Consider the following 17,214-nt stretch of genomic DNA (forward strand, 5'->3'; position numbering starts at 1 on the left):
CACGCACTTAATATCTTTTGTCGTAAGTCAATTGAATATGCTGCCATCTTTAAATACTATTCTTTACATTTATTACAGTTTATGAGCTTTGTGGCGGGTTTGATATCAAACTGCTGTAAACATAAATATTCGCTCTAACTCTAGTACAGCATGGCGTAAATCTAGCTACCATCTCAATTAACAAGGGGATTTTGCCCCTTGTTAAAGGTAGGTAAACTTTCGCCACAATGTACTAGCTTTGTTCCATTCTGAAGGTGCGCCCCGCACATGGGCGACTAGAAGCTGAAGAAGGCGTCTACACTCATAGGGTATCTCCACCAAAAATTACAGCGTCAACCTTGATACCTGATTATTTTCTGTCGATATCTAACTGTACTTCCAATCCATCATTGTCACTCCCCGACTGAGCAGGTGTTAAGAAAACAGAAGTGTCTGGTAATGATAATGATTCGTTAAACTGGATTTTGACTGGAGTTTTATTACCTCTTCTATTACTGTTGGAGATGCTTGCTGGATTAGTTTGCTCAAAAAACCTTCCAAAGTCATCTTGGGCTGTTCTATTATCAATTCCAACTAGAGAATCACCAGTTAATCTGTATTGTTCTAAATTTGAGCTTGATGTCGGTGACTGAGCGTACACCTGGCTTCCTAAGCTTGCAAAGGCTACGGTAATTCCCAACAAAGCAATAATTTTGGTGTTCATTTGTTTTATCCCAATTATCTTTGATATTGCTTGTCTTTATTCTCTGGGTAAATTATTTTAATTAACTCTATCGTTAGGTTCTACTACAATAATTATATTGCGTATATACTTAGCTCGTCAATGATTCCTGCTCTGTGTTGCGTAAAATAAACAGAAAAAATATTAGCCAAGCTATAACCTTGGCATCGCTTTAGGCAGTGCGATTATCTAGTTTAGATTTCCAAACGATCGCAGTTGAGTTCGTTGAGATATGCCAGGATTAAATCAGGGATATTTAAGAGTCGCAGTAGGGCGATCGCACTCAGCAAGAAAAGCGATCAAAGTATAGTAAAGCCATCGAAAGAGAAAAGTTAAGATTTGTTTAAGCGATCGCTACGTAGATAAAGCAGTAAAATTGCGACACCGAATAGCCCGCACTTCTCTACGAGACGCTCTTGCTAGCAAGATCCCCGTAGGGGTACGACATGGTTCGACTACTTCGGCTGCGCTCAGTACAAGTCAGTGACCATCGTAGATATCGCTAACAAGATTTGGACAAACTGACCTAACCGACGTTTCTAGATAGCACGGAAAGTAGACTGACGTTGCAGGATTACTAGATTTTCTCGAATTGTCGCTGTAGTGGGATGATTAACCCCTAAAATGCGATCGCACATTGCCAAGGCTTGGGTGTAGAGGGGTTCGGCTTCGCTGTACCGCCCAAAGCTATAACCAAGCCTTGAAGATTTTTCCCAATCTCAACTTTTATCATAGGTCAAATTATCTAGATGCGATCGCGCATTTGGAGTCAGAGTAATTAAATCGTCAATATTGCGTTTCATTGTGTCGCAAATCGTATCTAGAGGTAAATCGTTAGGGTCATAACCAAAGGGGTTTTCTATCTCCAAGCCGATGGCTTCAATGCCAAATACTGTAAAACCAACCAAAGCAGCAATTAAACCTGTCCACCAACCCAAACTATCCACTATTTGAAAAGGTAATAGGAAACAATACAATAATAATTGCTTAAGATGAATGGCATAAGCTAATGGCATAGGTGTTTTTAAAATCCGTTCACAAGCACCTAAATTATCAACTAGATTATTCAATAATTCTTGCATAGATGTTAACTGGTAGCTATTAAGGCAATTGCGATGATACTGCTCCTTGTAAATAATCTCCTATCCAAAAGGCTACCTCTATGGGGGGATTATTCATAATCTTCAGTTTTATATACTTAGTAGATGGCATTAAATCTTCTAACTCGCTATTGACTGCTTCTCCCCGCAAATGTAATTTGGTTGTCACAGCAAAAGCTACTAATAAATTTAATGCTGTAATTTTATTGTCTTTATCTTCTGGTAAGATTTCATCAATTGATACCCAAATCTGCCGGGCCAGATTTCGGATGTTATTTACTAGAGATCCCCAGCATTTTCTCCCTTCCCAAAATCGCTCATAAGCAGTATTTGTGCGAAATACAAGTAACAAACCTAAAACAATACTAGGAATAACACTTCCTAAAATAGGTTGGGATACAGGCATCTCAAAATGGTCAAGTAGAGAAATCAAAAATCCGAAAGCTCCGCACCATAAAATATGTTTGTAAATTGCTTTCATCACCGAACCTTTAAGTTGTAATTTAGTGCGTAGCCATGTGAATTTTTCGGCTGTCATGCAGTCACCCTAAGAGAATATTTAGTGAACCGATAGATTAAACATCGATACTTTAAAAATAATAACTATAGAAATAGCACAATTGGTAAAGAGGATACTGTAATAAGTAGTGTTGGGAAGATCACAGTATATGCTGGCGGCAATGACTGTATCCTACCTTCTGTGACAATCCACTGAGGTCGAAAGAGGGAGCAGGGGTAGTGCGCTGCGCGGGTTCCCCGCGTTGTAGCAACTGCCGTGAGGCAGGGGAAGGATTATTATATAAAAGTCAAAAGCGATGCCTACGGTGGTCACTGACTTGTACTGAGCGCACTTGTACTGAGCATCTCGGCTTCTCTACGAGACGCTACGCGAACGCTCGATGGAGCGCAGCCGAAGTAGTCGAACTGTCGTACCCCTACAGGGATCTTGCTAGCAAGAGCGTCTCGTAGAGAAGTGCTGGCTACGCCTACGCAGCAATTGTAAAGAAATGTAAAGATTTCTCGGTGGCTGCATAAATCCCGTGCCTCACCCCGATAAATCGATAGAACAAAAGGTACATGGCTATCGATGATGGTTATACAACATTAGTCTCTATCATGTATGCCAGTAAATTAAAAAGTTCTAACCTGTACAAATCCTGCCCTGTAAATTGAATGTTTAGACATAACTAAATAAGTTATGTCTTTTTTTTGTAGTTAGTCTCAAAACGTTGAATTTCAATCAAATAACCACTGGGATCACGGAAAAAACAGTGGTAAATGTTGTACTTTTCATTTAGTGTAGGTGGCTTTTCAAATTTGATGCCGCGTTCTTTGAGATATTCAAACCACTCATCCACCTGCTGTGTTACCAAGGTAAAAATGACACTTGATTGCTTGTCGGCTGGAGGATGTGATGTTTTGGTTGCTTGACACAATCCCAAATATCCAGAACCACTAACAGTATAAATTCGACAGGTTCCTTGATCAAGCCACAATTCCAAGCCCAGCTTTTGTTGGTAGAATTCTGTGGATGCATCGAGATCATCAGTATAAAAGAAAGTAACCTGCTGTTCAATTGGCGGATGATCAGACATAAAATACATTTGAGTATATACCCCAACGACATCTGGCGATCGCATAGGTAAAAATTGATTGATGTTAGAAACCTGTTACTGCTCCAGAATGCCTTAAGGGCGTCTGGAGTTTCTTTTTGGAAAAAGCGATCAAAATTTTCTAAACCGGATGTGCCAGAACATGGCTGAATAGGGATACATACTGAATTATTTAATATCTAATACAGGGCATCACTGTTGATGTACCCCTCCTACCAAACAACTCTCGCAAAGCAGCCTCAGATAAACTGGGGCTGTTTTGCGTTACTTTCAACAGAAAAGATGTGTAAACGAGAAGCACAGTAGTTGATCCTTAGACATCCTAAACTTTATTTGAGTGTATACCCTGATGACGGAGGATGCTATCACGGTGAAAATTTGATATAGGTAAATGCGTATCTTTCCTAGCTCCAGATTTGTCACAAATATTTCTGGAGTTTTTTCATTATTGGAGTTTAAAAATTACCCATTTAGTCTAAACTCCAGTGAATATTTTACTTTTCTATAGATTGATAGAATAAAAAAACATTCGCGAACCTCTGCTGGGTTTGCAATGGTTAAAAATGTTGCCACTGGCTGTAAATTTTGCAGCAGGAATACTGACGCTAGGATAAATATAAAAAGCGATCGCTCCTGAATAAAAGAATTATGAACACGCATACTTTAGCTGTGCGGTAAAATTAATATAAATTAGGAATTGTTATAAAAATTACTGAGAAAGTATGGAAATCTCCAATTCTACTCCTCAGAGAGAAAACTCACAGCTACAATCTTCGGAAACACTTTTACAAGCTAAAACCATCAGCCGTCGTGAGTTCATGAAATTGTCATTAGAAGAACGGCGATGCATATTGGCAGCACAGGCTGAGTTAATGTTATTACATTACGAGCAAGATAGAGAATGGCAGGAATTACAGACAGGAAACTTGATTGATTATTAGATATCCTGCTCCTAAAGGAGGTGAGATTTGGCTTGCTAATTTCGATCCGACAGTGGGAGCAGAAATCAAAAAAGTCCGTCCGGCTATAGTAGTAAGTTCTGATGGTGTTGGCAAGCTACCCATTAAGTTGATTGCACCAATCACAGACTGGAAAGAACATTATGCTGATAATATTTGGCACTTTAAAATTGAACCAGACAGTGCAAATAGTTTAACAAAAACTTCTGCTGTGGATATTTTGCAACTGCGTGGTGTTGGATATACAAAGATTTATCCGTAAAATTGCTTGTCTTCATATATCTCCTCAGACCTTTGTTGACCTATATTTGTTAATTTACTAATTTCCCTCAGCTGAGGATATTTATTAATCAAATCTGGATGCTTTCGGATATATTGATTAATCACCTCTTTAGCTTTAAGAAACTCTTCTGTAGCACTCTGTAAATCAGCTTCTTCAAGGTTACATAGTTAAGCGAGCGCACTCTTAATCTTGACTAAAGCAAAGTGCGATGTCTGACGACAAGGCGCTGCGCGTCTATGCACTGAATGTAAATGTTTATTTTGTTATATATGTCACAAAAATATCCTTTTTCATCTCTACTTCCGCCGTAGCGTCTGGATTATAAGTCGGTGATAATAAAAAACCTGCAAAAGACGGTAAAGTAACTCCAGCTTTGGAACTACATGAGGGATAAAATAATGTGTAAAATGGCTCGGCTACAGAAGGAGTCCCAAGTTTAACACCCATAGCAGTTGCTAAAGCCTGAGCACGACTTTGAGCGTCTTTCATCGCTGATTGGTAAACTGAACTCTGCAAAGCTTGACAGTCATTGACTGCGTATTCAACGCCCACACTCTTGACGGAAAGATTTTCAATTTCGCTCGTGGACTTGTTCGCTGTAGCAACAATTTCCTGGACGCGATCGCGTGTTGGTTTTTCCAGTCTCACCAATATTTTGGCGTTATTTTCACTGGAATTAGTGTTAAGTTGCACTTGAATTTTATCAGCACTAATCCCTTTGGCAACTAGGCTATTAACTACAGGCTGGAGAGTTGCTTTAGTTAATGATTTTTTGCTTGGTAAAGATTCTGCTGCTGTTTTGTAATTTAAGAGCAGAATTGGTGAAGATATGCGGTGGACTGACCCTAGAGATGACGGTTGCGTTTCTAACTGATTATTGCTACCTCCGCTACTGAATACCAATTCAATATCCGCTGTATCTGCTGGCACTCTCACCACTCCTTGACCGATTACCATTAATGAATGGCGATCGCTTGCTGGCGGGTAAAATAATTGAGCATTAGTGACTTTGGGTGTTAACGCTCCCACCCCGACAGTCACGGAAATACTTAGCATTAGAGCAGTTAATTTTCTCATGTCCTGGGAATATCCTTTGAACTTAGTAATTGTCAAAGTTTACACCTCAAGAGCAATATACTGAATCCTTTATCCAAATAATTCAGGACTTACGCACTCAAAACCTGAAACCTCGTTCGCGTCGCGTGCGCGAAGCGCAATCCCCCCTAATCCCACTAAAAAAAGGGGGATCTCAAGAGCCAACTTTTTAAGGGGGTTAGGGGATCTCTTATCTGACTGTTTACGCTATCAGGAAAATCTCACTCCTTCTAGGAGAGAGACTTTGAATTTTCCCCCTTCCCCATGCAGGAAGGGGGTTAGGTTTTTCATGGGCCTTTCCATACAACGTGAAAAGTCAGATCAGCAGAGAGCCAAATCTTGTTAGAACTATTAACCAAACCAGTGAGAAGGTTCACAAGCTGGTTCAACTGTTTCACAAAGATGATTGCTAATCCAATCTGACTTTTCTTGAATAATTAAACAAATGCCTTGGTGAATCAAATTTTGTAAATGTATTTGCTGTTCAAAGGGTTTACGAGGCAACTTGTAATAAGCCAAGCTTCCTTGTTTAGCCTCTGCTAGCGGAATCTGTCCGTCAGACATCACGTTGTAAAAGGAGGGTAGGCGGTTGAGGACGAAAGCAATTAGCTCTTGGCGTAAGTCAGGAATCGCAAGGGCTTGTTGATATGGATGGGATGGATATGTATCCAAAACGCTTTCAATCTCTCCTACTACTGATTGCTGTGTTAAATTGACTACCGTTTTCATGATTTTTAAACTCCTTTTTTAATCTAGTCAATGGTTGGTGGAGAAAACAACTTTTTTAGATGCCAACGTCGTCATGACAATCAGTTAGAAGTAATTCAACTGATATATGCAATAGACTCTGAAACTAGCCTTTTATCTTGGTAAAATATCAGACATTTGGCTTTGCTTATTTTTGTTAAGCTTTATACTGGTTCACAGTATGACTTCTTAAAACAGCATCCAATAAGCTGGTAAGTTACCGACATTTTATATTTATAATCCTAATTATTTCAAACTTCTGCCAAAAAGGCAGAAATCTACATGAAACGCAGCATCAAGGCTAGGGGATCAAGATTAACGGCAATAAAAAAACTTGAATTAGGAACAAGTTTTTAATGAAGTTAAGCTTTTTTGGTAATTTACATCACTTTTTAAGGTTTGCTGCAAAATTCACTGTTTCATCTAAAAAACTTATTTGTTGCACGTTCGTTTAGTAAGTCATAAAAATAACAACTCCCTATAGTGCAAAATCAGTCTAGCGACAGATGAACTGAACTGGTAAAAACGTTTAGAAAGTTCACATTATCTAAAGGTAGATCATGCAATTGATGATTAATTTCATCAGCGGCAGCTAATCCAGAAAGCATCGCACCTTCCACAAGATTGCCGCCACACCAATCACCACAACAAATTAAAGGTAGGGGAGTTGCGGCAGACAAAAATGCTTCGTGCCAAGGACGGCTAGGAAAGGCATAACGCCAACGATGTACTTGCATCCATTCAGGAGTATTCAGCCAAGGAAGGGACAGAGATTCAGCTGCTCGTTGCAACATATACTGTGCGGCAGGTTGTAAATCCTGTGATTCTAGATGACGTTGAGCAAAATCAGCGCTACTTTGCACCACAAAATGTGGTTGTTGAGGGTTAGGACGCTTGCTACTGTCCAAACCAATCCATGCTAAATCAGCATCATCCACAAAACTTAGAGCTTTCCACTCAGGGAGTGGTTGGGATGTGGGAAGATATCCAGCGATCGCACTAATCGAGGGATAGAATTCTACAGAACGCAGATTGTCAAGAAAGACTGCATCCAATACACTTTCACCCAAAGGTGACAACAACATCACAGCTTGGGGTGCAGGAATGGCGACGACTAAAGCTTTTGCAGATAATTCTTCGTTGCTAGATTCGAGAGTCAGACGCCAGCTATTTTCGGGAGTTGGGGTAATAGCAATGACACGCTGATTCAGTAATATTTCTAAACCTGGGGCGAGAAATTTAGCGATCGCACTCATTCCCTCAGGTGCAACATAACGCGGACTACGGTTTTTAGGTTCAGATAAAAAAGCATCTGCTGTGAGTTCGTAAACTTCCTCTGTCCAAACTTCGAGGATATGGCGCAATCGCAATATTTCCACAAAACGTCCCAACAATTCACCCTTTGGCTTCAGGTAACAAGCCCCATGATCCGCCCAAGTTCCATGCAAGCGACGTGTAGCCAGTCTTCCTCCCAAGCCACGGGATTTTTCCACCACTAGCACCGAATATCCAGCTTGACTTAACTGCTGGGCGCAGACTAAACCAGCTATTCCGGCACCAATCACTGCAATATCAGTCATGAGTCAATAGTCCTTAGTCGTTGGTTATTAGTCATTGGTCATTAGTTATTAGTTATTATCAAAGGACAAAATTACTACTAATGACTGCTGAAAGCTAATAGTAGAATAAGGTACACAAAGCTGCACGGAACGGAGGAAGGGAAATTGGATGAAATGAGGGCGGCGCTAGAGTTAGCGACCGAAGAAGAATTGCAAGACTTAACGGCAATTCTATTTAGTCGTAAGTTCAATCCCCTAGACTATGTACACACACCCGAACCCATCAAAGTACAAAGCCAAGACCGTAAAGCTTGGTTAGACGCACTAGAGGGTCGCTTTCGCTTTTTGGCGGCAGATGGAATGACAGTATTACGGGGACGCACAGGGCAGGTAACTTACCGACAAGCTCTAGTTCAAGTATGTAAGTATCTAAAAATTTCCTATTCTAATCAGCTGGCAACTATTGATTTAGAAGCAGAAGTATTTTTGCATCTGCTAGGACAGGTGTGGAAAAAATTACCTGAACAGGAAAAGCAAAAATTGACTGTACGGGTGCAGCATCAGCTGTTCAAATCAGAACTAAAACAACCGCTACCACTTTTATTACAACGTGACCCCTTGGGGTTACTTTTCAAAGGCGGTAGTGCGATCGCTGTTACTTCTATGCTCCAGCCACTTGTACTTAAGCAAATTGCCCGTCAATTTGCCATCCACTTTGCTACCTATGAAGTAGCCAAACAAGCGGTAATTACAGGTTCAGAAGCAGCTACAACCCAATTCCAAAGCTATGTAACTATGCAAATGGCTCGACGGGGTATGACTGTGAGTGCAGCTCGTTATGGGGCAACCCGCAGTATGTTTGCTGTGATTGGGCCGATGATGTGGGCTTGGTTTTTTGCGGATTTAGGGTGGAGAGCGATCGCCACTAACTATGGTCGGATCATCCCTACCATCTTTGCCTTAGCTCAAATTCGCCTCACTCGTGAGGAATGTTGGGAGCCAGCTTGAACAAAGCTTTTTACTATTTCAAGTCTCGTTGGCAATCTTGCTGGAACTATTCTCTATGGGCACTGTTAATCTTCCCATTGAGTCCTTTCTTGGGGGCTGTGACTATAGTTGTTGTATCATTAATAACTTTACTGAAACAATACCAGAAAATTAGTCGCCGCCCCCTCAACTGGGGATTTGCCCTTTTGAGTGTGTTGCTGATCATAAGTGCTGGGTTTGCCGATGACAAGACCGCAGCTTTCCTCGGCTTATTTAATTTATTACCATTCTTTTTAGTTTTCGCTGCCCATAGCACTCTGATTCAAACATTTGCCCAATTGCGGCAAATGGCTTGGATTTTGGTGATCGGTTCCATGCCAGTGATAATTATCGGTTTGGGACAGTTATTTTTAGGCTGGAGTTTGAAGTTCGAGATTTTGTGGATTGTCTTAGCTTGGACGATCAGACCAGGAGGAAATCCACCAGGTCGCATAGCCTCACTCTTCTTGCACGCTAACACCTTCGCTGCTTATCTAGCGATAGTTTTTATCTTGGGCTTAGGGTTGTGGCTCGAACAATGGCGATTGGGGATTAGGTATCGAAGATTGGGTATTGGGAAGAATTCAGTCCCCAGTTCCCAGTCCCCAGTCCCCTTTCTCTTTTTAACCGTGGCGATGATTACAAATTTCATTGCTTTGGTTTTTACCAGTTCGCGCAATGGCTGGGCGATCGCTATTTTTGCCTGTTTAGCTTATGCACTCTACCAAGGTTGGCGCATTATTGTAGGTAGCATTGCTGCGATCGTCTCTAGTGTGCTTTTGGCAGCTTTTGCTCCCTCACCAATCGCTCAATTTTTTCGTCAGTACGTTCCTGCTTTCTTTTGGGCAAGGTTAAATGACGATATGTATCCAGGTAGACCAGTCGCTTTAATGCGAAAAACTCAGTGGAATTTTGCCTGGTCTTTAGCTCAGGAACATCCTTGGACTGGCTGGGGGTTACGCAGTTTTAGTAGACTCTACAAAGCCCAGATGCAGATTCCCTTGGGTCATCCTCATAACTTTTTTTTGATGTTATCTGCTGAAACTGGTTTTCCCAGTACTTTTTTATTTTGTGGCTTACTTGCTTGGATTTTGATTACAGGCGTGCAATTATTGCGAAAGTCAAAATATATAAATACAGAAGACAGATTGATATTTTTCAGTTATCTTCTGGCTTTTATTGCGTGGGTTCTATTTAATACAGTAGATGTAACCCTCTTCGATATTCGTTTGAATGCGCTCTCTTGGTTAATTTTGGCTGCCATTTGTGGAGTAGTACATCGTTATAACCAAGAAGATAGGTTTGCATCTCATCCAAATTAGTCAGTTAGGAAATAGCGATCAGTAACTTAAAATTGCCATCAATTTCCGTGTATGCACTGGAGACATTTAGAGTTTTAAATTAATAATATTACTATATTCACGTCTGTGACTGTGAGAGTGACTAATTAGGTATTAGTCGCTGTTGCTGATTGTTGGGAAGGTGTAGGGACAATCCTTTGCGGTTTTCCTGCATGACGGGCATCTCTTGTAGATGCCCTTTTGTATATTTATTATTTTATTCTTTAAAAAGTATTTAATTTGACAGAATATCTGAAAATTTTTATCTTTCATTAAGGAAAATAAAACATGATTACTGAAATTAAACTAGTACGCTACGGCGTAAATAGAGCAACCATTTAAAATCCCTAAAGAGCTTATTCCATAATACTTTTGACTTTTGACTTTTGATTTTTGACTTCCGCCTTGCGGTACTAGGTCTTTGTAACCCGCCAGAACCTATTTATTTGCATGTAAGAAACGGAGAATTAAACGGGGAATCCTACCTGTGGTATAACTACGATATCAATAATGATCAAACTATTCCTGTCCACAAAACAGGGCTAACTGGGTATATATCTGAACTAAAATTAAAACCGGGAGAATTTAAGGGAAATGTCAACAATAAATTAGACATCGTTGTGAGAGCAGATGAAATTTATGTTGTGAGGACTGGGATAGAAACGAACTTTGCGAAAACTTTCCTTTTAGCTGTATCACTAGTCGAGGACTTTTCTAAGCCCCTGATTATCGCTGCAATTGCTGGAAAAGAGAATGTGGTTTTTTGTAACCTCTATGACGCGGCGACTAAAACCAGGATTCGCTCTGAATGGAACAGAGATGCTGATTGGCTGGCAATCATTGATAGTGTTCAAACTAAGTTGCAGACATCTAAAAATTCCCATATCGTCTCTGGTGAACCAATACTGTTCTGAAAGATTGGCGAGGCTGAGGAAGTGAGGCAGAGGGAGAACAACAAATGACCAATAACCACTCAGACAAATAAGTAAGTGGGCAAGAATGAATTAAACAATATTACGCAATCTAAAATTAATTAAAGGTTTATAGTAAGCGGCTTTAGCCGCTTACTATAAACCTTTAATTATTCACGCCTACTTACTTAACTTTCTCTAACTGAACTGGATAGCAATAACCTTTTTGGTGTAAGCTCTCGGTAAAATGGGTGTGTCGGTAACGAAAAAAGACGCCTCCATAACCAATCTTATGCTTACAACAGCTGACTTTCTTCAGTACACCCAATGGTCGGGTATAGCCACCTTGGTATTTGCTGCCTTAGCAGTTTTGGCTTTTATTCTCAAATGGGGCATCCGCTTTCGGCTGGTAGGTACGACTGGCTTTATGCTGGTGCTGACAGCTGGTTTATTTGCACTCTCGATAGTCCCCTTGAGTCGGACTGTGATTCCCGGAGCAGTCCGGTACACTTTAGTTTATGACAATGGGTCAACACAAGCAGTGATTGCCACATCACCCCAAATTACACCCACACAATTAGAAGCAACTTTACGTCAAGCAGCTAGTAATCTCTTCTCTTATGGTCGCTCAGGTACACGCGAAGACGACAAGTTAACAGTTCGCGCCCGTACCATTATCCACCCGGAACAAGGGGCTTCTGTACCAGTTTACTTGGGTGAGGTGAAGCGATCGCTCGTTTCGCATCAAAATTCCCCAGTCACAGTCGAAATTTACACAGACAAATTCGCCCAATTGCCAAAACCTACTGCTTAAGAAGAGCACGGGGGCATACAACTCTTGGAGAGGCTGCGCCCTAAGCGTAGCTATGCCGCAGGCTTTACGGCTACGCTCAGGACAAGCTCAGTAACCAGGGGAGCAGAGGGGCAGGGGGGAATTGGACAATTTTTTTCTTCAGCCCTCATTCTCCCAGAGGACAAAATAATTTACCTGCTATCAGAACGACAAAATTTATTTTGTATTTACTGATACATTAATAGTTGTTTTTAGATTAAGATATTCACACTTTAGTGCTTCCACTGTAAGAAAAGGTCAATCAGCGTGCAGGTAATGGGTACTGAGAGTTGTGATTTGTCATTTGTTATCCTCATTACCACTGTTGCGATTAGTTCACAGTCTTTGTGGCAAATGAATCGGCTGTGGGAGCGTACAGATAGATGTATGCCTCTTTGCACCTATCCATAGCTGGAATGACCATCGACAGATTATTCAGTTCTCAATAACTTTTCCTGAGAATCTGAGAGTGGTAATGTTAATTAATTATACGGTTATTCAAAACTTTGATAGTTCGGAATTTCAGGCTAATGGACATCACAGATTCAAGCAACGTCGTTAAATTGCTTAACCAATTGGCGATGAGCTTTGTCTTTTTCATTACATCGGTTAAAACTTAGTTAAGTCAGATGCTTTGTTTGTAGCCATTCTGAAAACAGCGTGGCAACAAGTATTTCTGACTGCAAGTCTATTAGATTAAGAAATATCAAGGTTTTGGCAAACTAGATTATATGTCTAATCAACTTTCTACTCAACGTTCTCTGTCTACTCAAACCTCTAGTTCATTATTTCCGCTCACAGTTGCCCCAGCAAAAATAATCCGTGGTTCTGAGGTGTTACAAGCAGCAGCAGCAGAGATCGCCTGTTTGGGAAGTCGTCCCTTAATTGTGGCAGGTGAATCTACTCTCGCTATTAGCCGAAAGAATTTGCAGCCAGTTTTAGAAACGCAACAGTTACATACTGCCCAAGCTACCTATGGTGCAGATTGCTGCGAAGCTAGCCTGAAATCTTTACAGAAGACGGCAAAAGAACATAAAGCTGATCTAATTATCGGTGTTGGTGGCGGTAAAGCCCTAGATACAGCTAAATTAGTCGCGCAGCAGTTACAGTTGCCAGTGGTGACAATTCCGACATCAGCGGCTACCTGTGCAGCTTGGAGTGCCTTGTCGAATGTTTATTCAAAAGACGGGGCATTTCTCTACGATGTGGGGCTGTCTCGTTGTCCCGATTTACTGATACTTGATTATGACTTGATTAATACTGCACCCCAACGGACTTTAGTAGCTGGAATTGGTGATGCGATCGCTAAGTGGTATGAAGCCTCAGTTAGCAGTGGGCATTTGCAAGACACTTTAATTATTGCTGCGGTGCAACAAGCACGAGTTTTGCGAGATATCCTTTTGCAAAAGTCAGCCGCCGCCCTGAAAGAACCAGGTAGTGAGGTTTGGCGAGAAGTTGTAGACGCCACTGTTTTACTCGCCGGGGTAGTTGGGGGACTTGGAGGGGCGCAGTGTCGCACAGTTGCTGCCCATGCCGTGCATAATGGTTTAACTCATATTTCAGGACATGGCAGTATTCATGGCGAAAAAGTTGCTTTTGGGATTTTGGTGCAACTGCGTTTAGAAGAAATGCTACAAGGCAATCAACTAGCTGCATCGGCACGACAACAGTTATTAAAGTTCTACACAGAAATTGGACTACCCCAAAAATTAAGTGATTTGGGATTGGGCAATATTACATTAGGCGAGTTGCAAACAGCCGCTGAAATTGCTCTGGTTCCTAATTCTGACATCCATCGACTACCATTTAAAGTCGCGCCAGAACAGTTGATGGCGGCAATGGTTTCCACCACTGCACCCATAGATAGTAGAGACATGAATCGAGTTTCGCCCAAGGGAATGAGTGACGAGGTTGAAGAATGAGTTTAAATTGGATTGTCCCAGCAGAACGTATACAAAAACTGCCACCTTATGTATTTGCCCGTTTAGATGAACTGAAAGCTAAAGCACGCGAACAAGGGCTGGATTTAATTGATTTGGGTATGGGAAACCCGGATGGTGCAACGCCAGCACCAGTTGTAGAAGCAGCGATCGCTGCTTTAAAAGATCCCGCCAATCACGGTTATCCTCCTTTTGAGGGGACTGCTAGTTTCCGCCGGGCAATCACCAATTGGTATCATCGCCGTTATGGTGTGGTTCTCGATCCCGATAGCGAAGCTTTACCACTGCTGGGTTCTAAAGAAGGATTAACCCATCTAGCGATCGCCTACGTTAACCCTGGTGATGTTGTTCTGGTTCCTTCCCCAGCTTATCCCGCCCATTTCCGCGGCCCAGCGATCGCAGGCGGGAAAATCCACAGCTTGATTCTTAAACCAGAGAATGACTGGTTAATCGATTTAGCTGCAATTCCTGACGAGGTTGCAAGACAGGCTAAAATTCTCTATTTCAATTATCCCAGCAATCCCACCGCCGCCACCGCCCCCCGCGAATTTTTTGAAGAAATCGTCGCCTTCGCCCGCAAATATGAAATTTTGCTGGTACATGACTTGTGTTATGCCGAGTTAGCTTTTGATGGTTATCAACCCACTAGCTTGCTAGAAATTCCTGGTGCTAAAGATATTGGTGTAGAATTTCACACCTTATCCAAAACCTACAATATGGCCGGTTGGCGCGTCGGGTTTGTGGTGGGTAATCGCCATGTAATTCAAGGTTTACGGACGCTAAAAACTAACTTGGATTATGGCATTTTTGCAGCATTACAAACAGCAGCTGAAACCGCCTTGCAACTGCCAGATGTGTATTTGCACGAGGTACAACAACGCTACCGCACCCGCCGCGATTTCCTCATTCAAGGATTAGGAGAATTGGGTTGGGATATCCCCAAAACCAAGGCGACGATGTATCTTTGGGTGAAGTGTCCCGTTGGCGTTGGTTCCACAGATTTTGCCCTGAATGTGTTGCAGCAAACAGGCGTTGTTCTTACCCCAGGTAATGCCTTTGGGGTTGCAGGTGAAGGATATGTAAGGATAAGTTTAATTGCCGACTGCGATCGCTTGGGTGAAGCTTTGCATCGCTTCAAGCAAGCTGGTATCCGCTATCAACCTGAAGCTGTAGTCTCTGCTTCACAATAGAGTTAAGCATAACCTTATCAAAATCTGATTCATGCAAACCCCCGCTGCTACTATTCCTCATTTAATTGCTGCTGGCTTTCATGCCCTTTCTGATCCACTCAGGATTGGTGTGCTGGAATTGTTACAACAGGGAGAACTATGTGTGTGTGATTTGTGTGAGGCTTTGGGGGTAAGTCAGTCGAAATTATCTTTTCACTTGAAAACCCTCAAGGAAGCTGGCTTAGTTAACTCACGTCAGGAAGGACGCTGGATTTATTACAGTTTAAATATTTTTCAATTTAGTGTTTTAGAAGAATATTTGGCAGATTTTCGCAAGACTAGGGTAATTTCATCTGCAAATGCTTGCTGTGATTAGGAAATTTGGCGTTGCTGATTGAGAGGATGAATTTAGTTTCGTGCAAAGACGCAAAGATAAAGGTTTTAAGCATTGAATTTTTGAATCTCATACTTTAATTCAGCAACGCCGGAAATTTATACTCCTGCCTGCGGTTGCGTCTGCGGTTTACCTGAAGAACCTGCAACTTTGTAATTATATATCAAGTTTTTTTGATGAATTTTTGTATATAACAGTCTTATTCACCTTGACACATCAACTTTTTTTGAAATGATATAAATATATCTTTGAGATCAGCCATACAGATGAGGTCAATGAAGGCAATACCAAGAAAATTGGCTCTCGCACTTTGAATGTTGGCATTTGCGACTAGTTGCACAGGCACATCCACATCCAATTCATAAACTCAAACTCAGCCATCGCAAAAAGTAACACAAGTCGCTGATTCGGCAAAAGTGACAACGATCAAAATAGATGGTTCTAGCTAGGTAAGTAATGAGAAATCAACGGATTTCAAAACAACTGTCTTTTCTTGACCGCTTCTTGACTCTGTGGATTTTTCTAGCAATGACCGTCGGGGTCGGCTTGGGCTATTTTCTTCCCGGAGTAGAGGCGTTTATTAACCAGTTCCAGGTGGGAACCACTAATATACCGATCGCAATCGGCTTAATTCTGATGATGTACCCACCCTTAGCTAAGGTGCGATACGAAGAGTTAGGAGATGTATTTCGCAATAAGAAAATTCTCGGTCTGTCGCTAATTCAGAATTGGATCATCGGGCCAATACTGATGTTTGCTCTAGCAAGTATCTTCTTACATAGTTACCCACAATATATGACGGGATTGATTCTGATTGGATTAGCCCGCTGTATTGCAATGGTAGTTGTGTGGAGTGACTTGGCACGAGGTAATGCAGAGTACACAGCTGGATTAGTTGCTTTCAACAGCATCTTTCAGGTCATTTTCTATAGCCCTTATGCATGGTTCTTTATTAGCGTGCTGCCACCACTATTTGGGTTGCAAGGCAGTGTTGTTAACGTGAGTATCGCCGAGATTGCCCAAAGTGTGTTCATCTATCTCGGTATTCCCTTTTTAGCTGGATTTTTCACTCGTTACTTCTTAGTGAAGGCAAAAAGCAAGCTGTGGTATCACGAGGAATTTGTTCCCAAAATCAGTCCCATCACGCTGATTGCTCTGCTATTTACAATTTTGGTCATGTTCAGCTTGAAAGGAAATTTGATCGTTCAGATTCCCTTGGACGTGGTTCGGATTGCAATCCCGTTGATCATCTACTTCGTCGTGATGTTTTTGGTAAGTTTTTATATGGCATGGCGAATTAAGACAGACTATTCCAGAGCCGCAAGTGTAGCATTTACAGCAGCAGGAAATAATTTTGAATTAGCGATCGCAGTGGCAATTGCTGTGTTCGGCATTAATTCGGGTGCAGCTTTTGCTGCCGTCGTTGGCCCCCTAGTGGAGGTGCCTGTGCTGATTAGTCTTGTTAATGTTGCCTTTTGGTTCCAGAAACGTTATTTCTCGCCATCTAAATCGAGAATGCTATAAA

General features: G+C 41.5%; 16 protein-coding genes and 1 pseudogene. 10 read left to right on the plus strand and 7 right to left on the minus strand.

Annotated features, from left to right (window positions below; genetic code table 11):
• Window positions 1-349: 349 nt before the first annotated feature.
• From V7K49_RS06445 to V7K49_RS06455, 4 genes and pseudogenes are all read right to left on the minus strand, one after another.
• Window positions 350-703, minus strand: a complete 354-nt coding sequence (locus V7K49_RS06445; protein WP_334869715.1) for a hypothetical protein — start codon at window positions 701-703, stop codon at window positions 350-352.
• Between the two features lie 557 nt (window positions 704-1,260).
• Window positions 1,261-1,359 (minus strand): hypothetical protein, encoded by a 99-nt coding sequence (locus V7K49_RS34575; protein ID WP_442942280.1) that lies wholly within the window; start codon window positions 1,357-1,359, stop codon window positions 1,261-1,263.
• Between the two features lie 81 nt (window positions 1,360-1,440).
• Window positions 1,441-2,359 (minus strand): annotated as a pseudogene (locus V7K49_RS06450) (bestrophin family protein).
• A gap of 658 nt (window positions 2,360-3,017) precedes the next feature.
• Window positions 3,018-3,461, minus strand: coding sequence for a VOC family protein (locus tag V7K49_RS06455; protein ID WP_335204913.1), 444 nt, complete (start codon window positions 3,459-3,461; stop codon window positions 3,018-3,020).
• A gap of 695 nt (window positions 3,462-4,156) precedes the next feature.
• On the opposite strand from V7K49_RS06455, the gene V7K49_RS06460 reads away from it, so the two are divergent.
• A complete protein-coding gene (locus V7K49_RS06460) occupies window positions 4,157-4,375 on the plus strand; it encodes a hypothetical protein (RefSeq protein WP_335204914.1) in 219 nt (72 codons plus the stop codon).
• Window positions 4,365-4,655, plus strand: a complete 291-nt coding sequence (locus V7K49_RS06465) for a type II toxin-antitoxin system PemK/MazF family toxin (protein ID WP_335204915.1) — start codon at window positions 4,365-4,367, stop codon at window positions 4,653-4,655. Before V7K49_RS06460 ends, V7K49_RS06465 begins: the two co-directional genes overlap by 11 nt.
• 276 nt (window positions 4,656-4,931) lie before the next feature.
• Here V7K49_RS06465 and V7K49_RS06470 read toward each other — a convergent pair whose 3' ends face one another.
• The 3 genes from V7K49_RS06470 to V7K49_RS06480 form a co-directional block, all read right to left on the minus strand.
• Window positions 4,932-5,789, minus strand: a complete 858-nt coding sequence (locus V7K49_RS06470; protein ID WP_335204916.1) for an SIMPL domain-containing protein — start codon at window positions 5,787-5,789, stop codon at window positions 4,932-4,934.
• A gap of 333 nt (window positions 5,790-6,122) precedes the next feature.
• The gene (locus V7K49_RS06475; protein ID WP_335204917.1) at window positions 6,123-6,500 is read right to left on the minus strand and encodes a late competence development ComFB family protein; all 378 of its coding nucleotides are present in this window, start codon (window positions 6,498-6,500) and stop codon (window positions 6,123-6,125) included.
• A 509-nt stretch (window positions 6,501-7,009) separates the two neighbouring features.
• A complete protein-coding gene (locus V7K49_RS06480) occupies window positions 7,010-8,098 on the minus strand; it encodes an NAD(P)/FAD-dependent oxidoreductase (protein WP_335204918.1) in 1,089 nt (362 codons plus the stop codon).
• Window positions 8,099-8,242: 144 nt separating this feature from the next.
• Between V7K49_RS06480 and V7K49_RS06485 the strand changes: the two genes are divergently transcribed.
• The 8 genes from V7K49_RS06485 to arsB all read left to right on the plus strand — a co-directional run bounded on the left by V7K49_RS06485 (window position 8,243) and on the right by arsB (window position 17,213).
• Entirely contained in the window at window positions 8,243-9,085 is an 843-nt protein-coding gene (locus V7K49_RS06485) for a YaaW family protein (protein ID WP_334869727.1), read from the plus strand.
• Window positions 9,067-10,425, plus strand: coding sequence for an O-antigen ligase family protein (locus V7K49_RS06490; protein WP_335204919.1), 1,359 nt, complete (start codon window positions 9,067-9,069; stop codon window positions 10,423-10,425). Before V7K49_RS06485 ends, V7K49_RS06490 begins: the two co-directional genes overlap by 19 nt.
• Before the next feature lie 464 nt (window positions 10,426-10,889).
• A complete protein-coding gene (locus tag V7K49_RS06495) occupies window positions 10,890-11,357 on the plus strand; it encodes a hypothetical protein (protein WP_335204920.1) in 468 nt (155 codons plus the stop codon).
• Window positions 11,358-11,646: 289 nt separating this feature from the next.
• The gene (locus V7K49_RS06500) at window positions 11,647-12,168 is read left to right on the plus strand and encodes a Ycf51 family protein (protein WP_298904038.1); all 522 of its coding nucleotides are present in this window, start codon (window positions 11,647-11,649) and stop codon (window positions 12,166-12,168) included.
• Between the two features lie 749 nt (window positions 12,169-12,917).
• On the plus strand, window positions 12,918-14,108 hold the full coding sequence (locus V7K49_RS06505; protein WP_335204921.1) for an iron-containing alcohol dehydrogenase family protein: 1,191 nt from the start codon (window positions 12,918-12,920) through the stop codon (window positions 14,106-14,108).
• A complete protein-coding gene (locus V7K49_RS06510) occupies window positions 14,105-15,316 on the plus strand; it encodes an aspartate aminotransferase (protein WP_335204922.1) in 1,212 nt (403 codons plus the stop codon). The genes V7K49_RS06505 and V7K49_RS06510 overlap by 4 nt, the downstream gene beginning before the upstream one ends.
• A 31-nt stretch (window positions 15,317-15,347) precedes the next feature.
• A complete protein-coding gene (locus V7K49_RS06515) occupies window positions 15,348-15,671 on the plus strand; it encodes an ArsR/SmtB family transcription factor (RefSeq protein WP_335204923.1) in 324 nt (107 codons plus the stop codon).
• Window positions 15,672-16,145: 474 nt separating this feature from the next.
• Window positions 16,146-17,213 (plus strand): ACR3 family arsenite efflux transporter, encoded by a 1,068-nt coding sequence (gene arsB / locus V7K49_RS06520; RefSeq protein WP_335204924.1) that lies wholly within the window; start codon window positions 16,146-16,148, stop codon window positions 17,211-17,213.
• Window position 17,214: the final 1 nt, after the last annotated feature.

The sequence above is a fragment of the Nostoc sp. genome, assembly GCF_036919675.1.
Lineage (GTDB): Bacteria > Cyanobacteriota > Cyanobacteriia > Cyanobacteriales > Nostocaceae > Nostoc.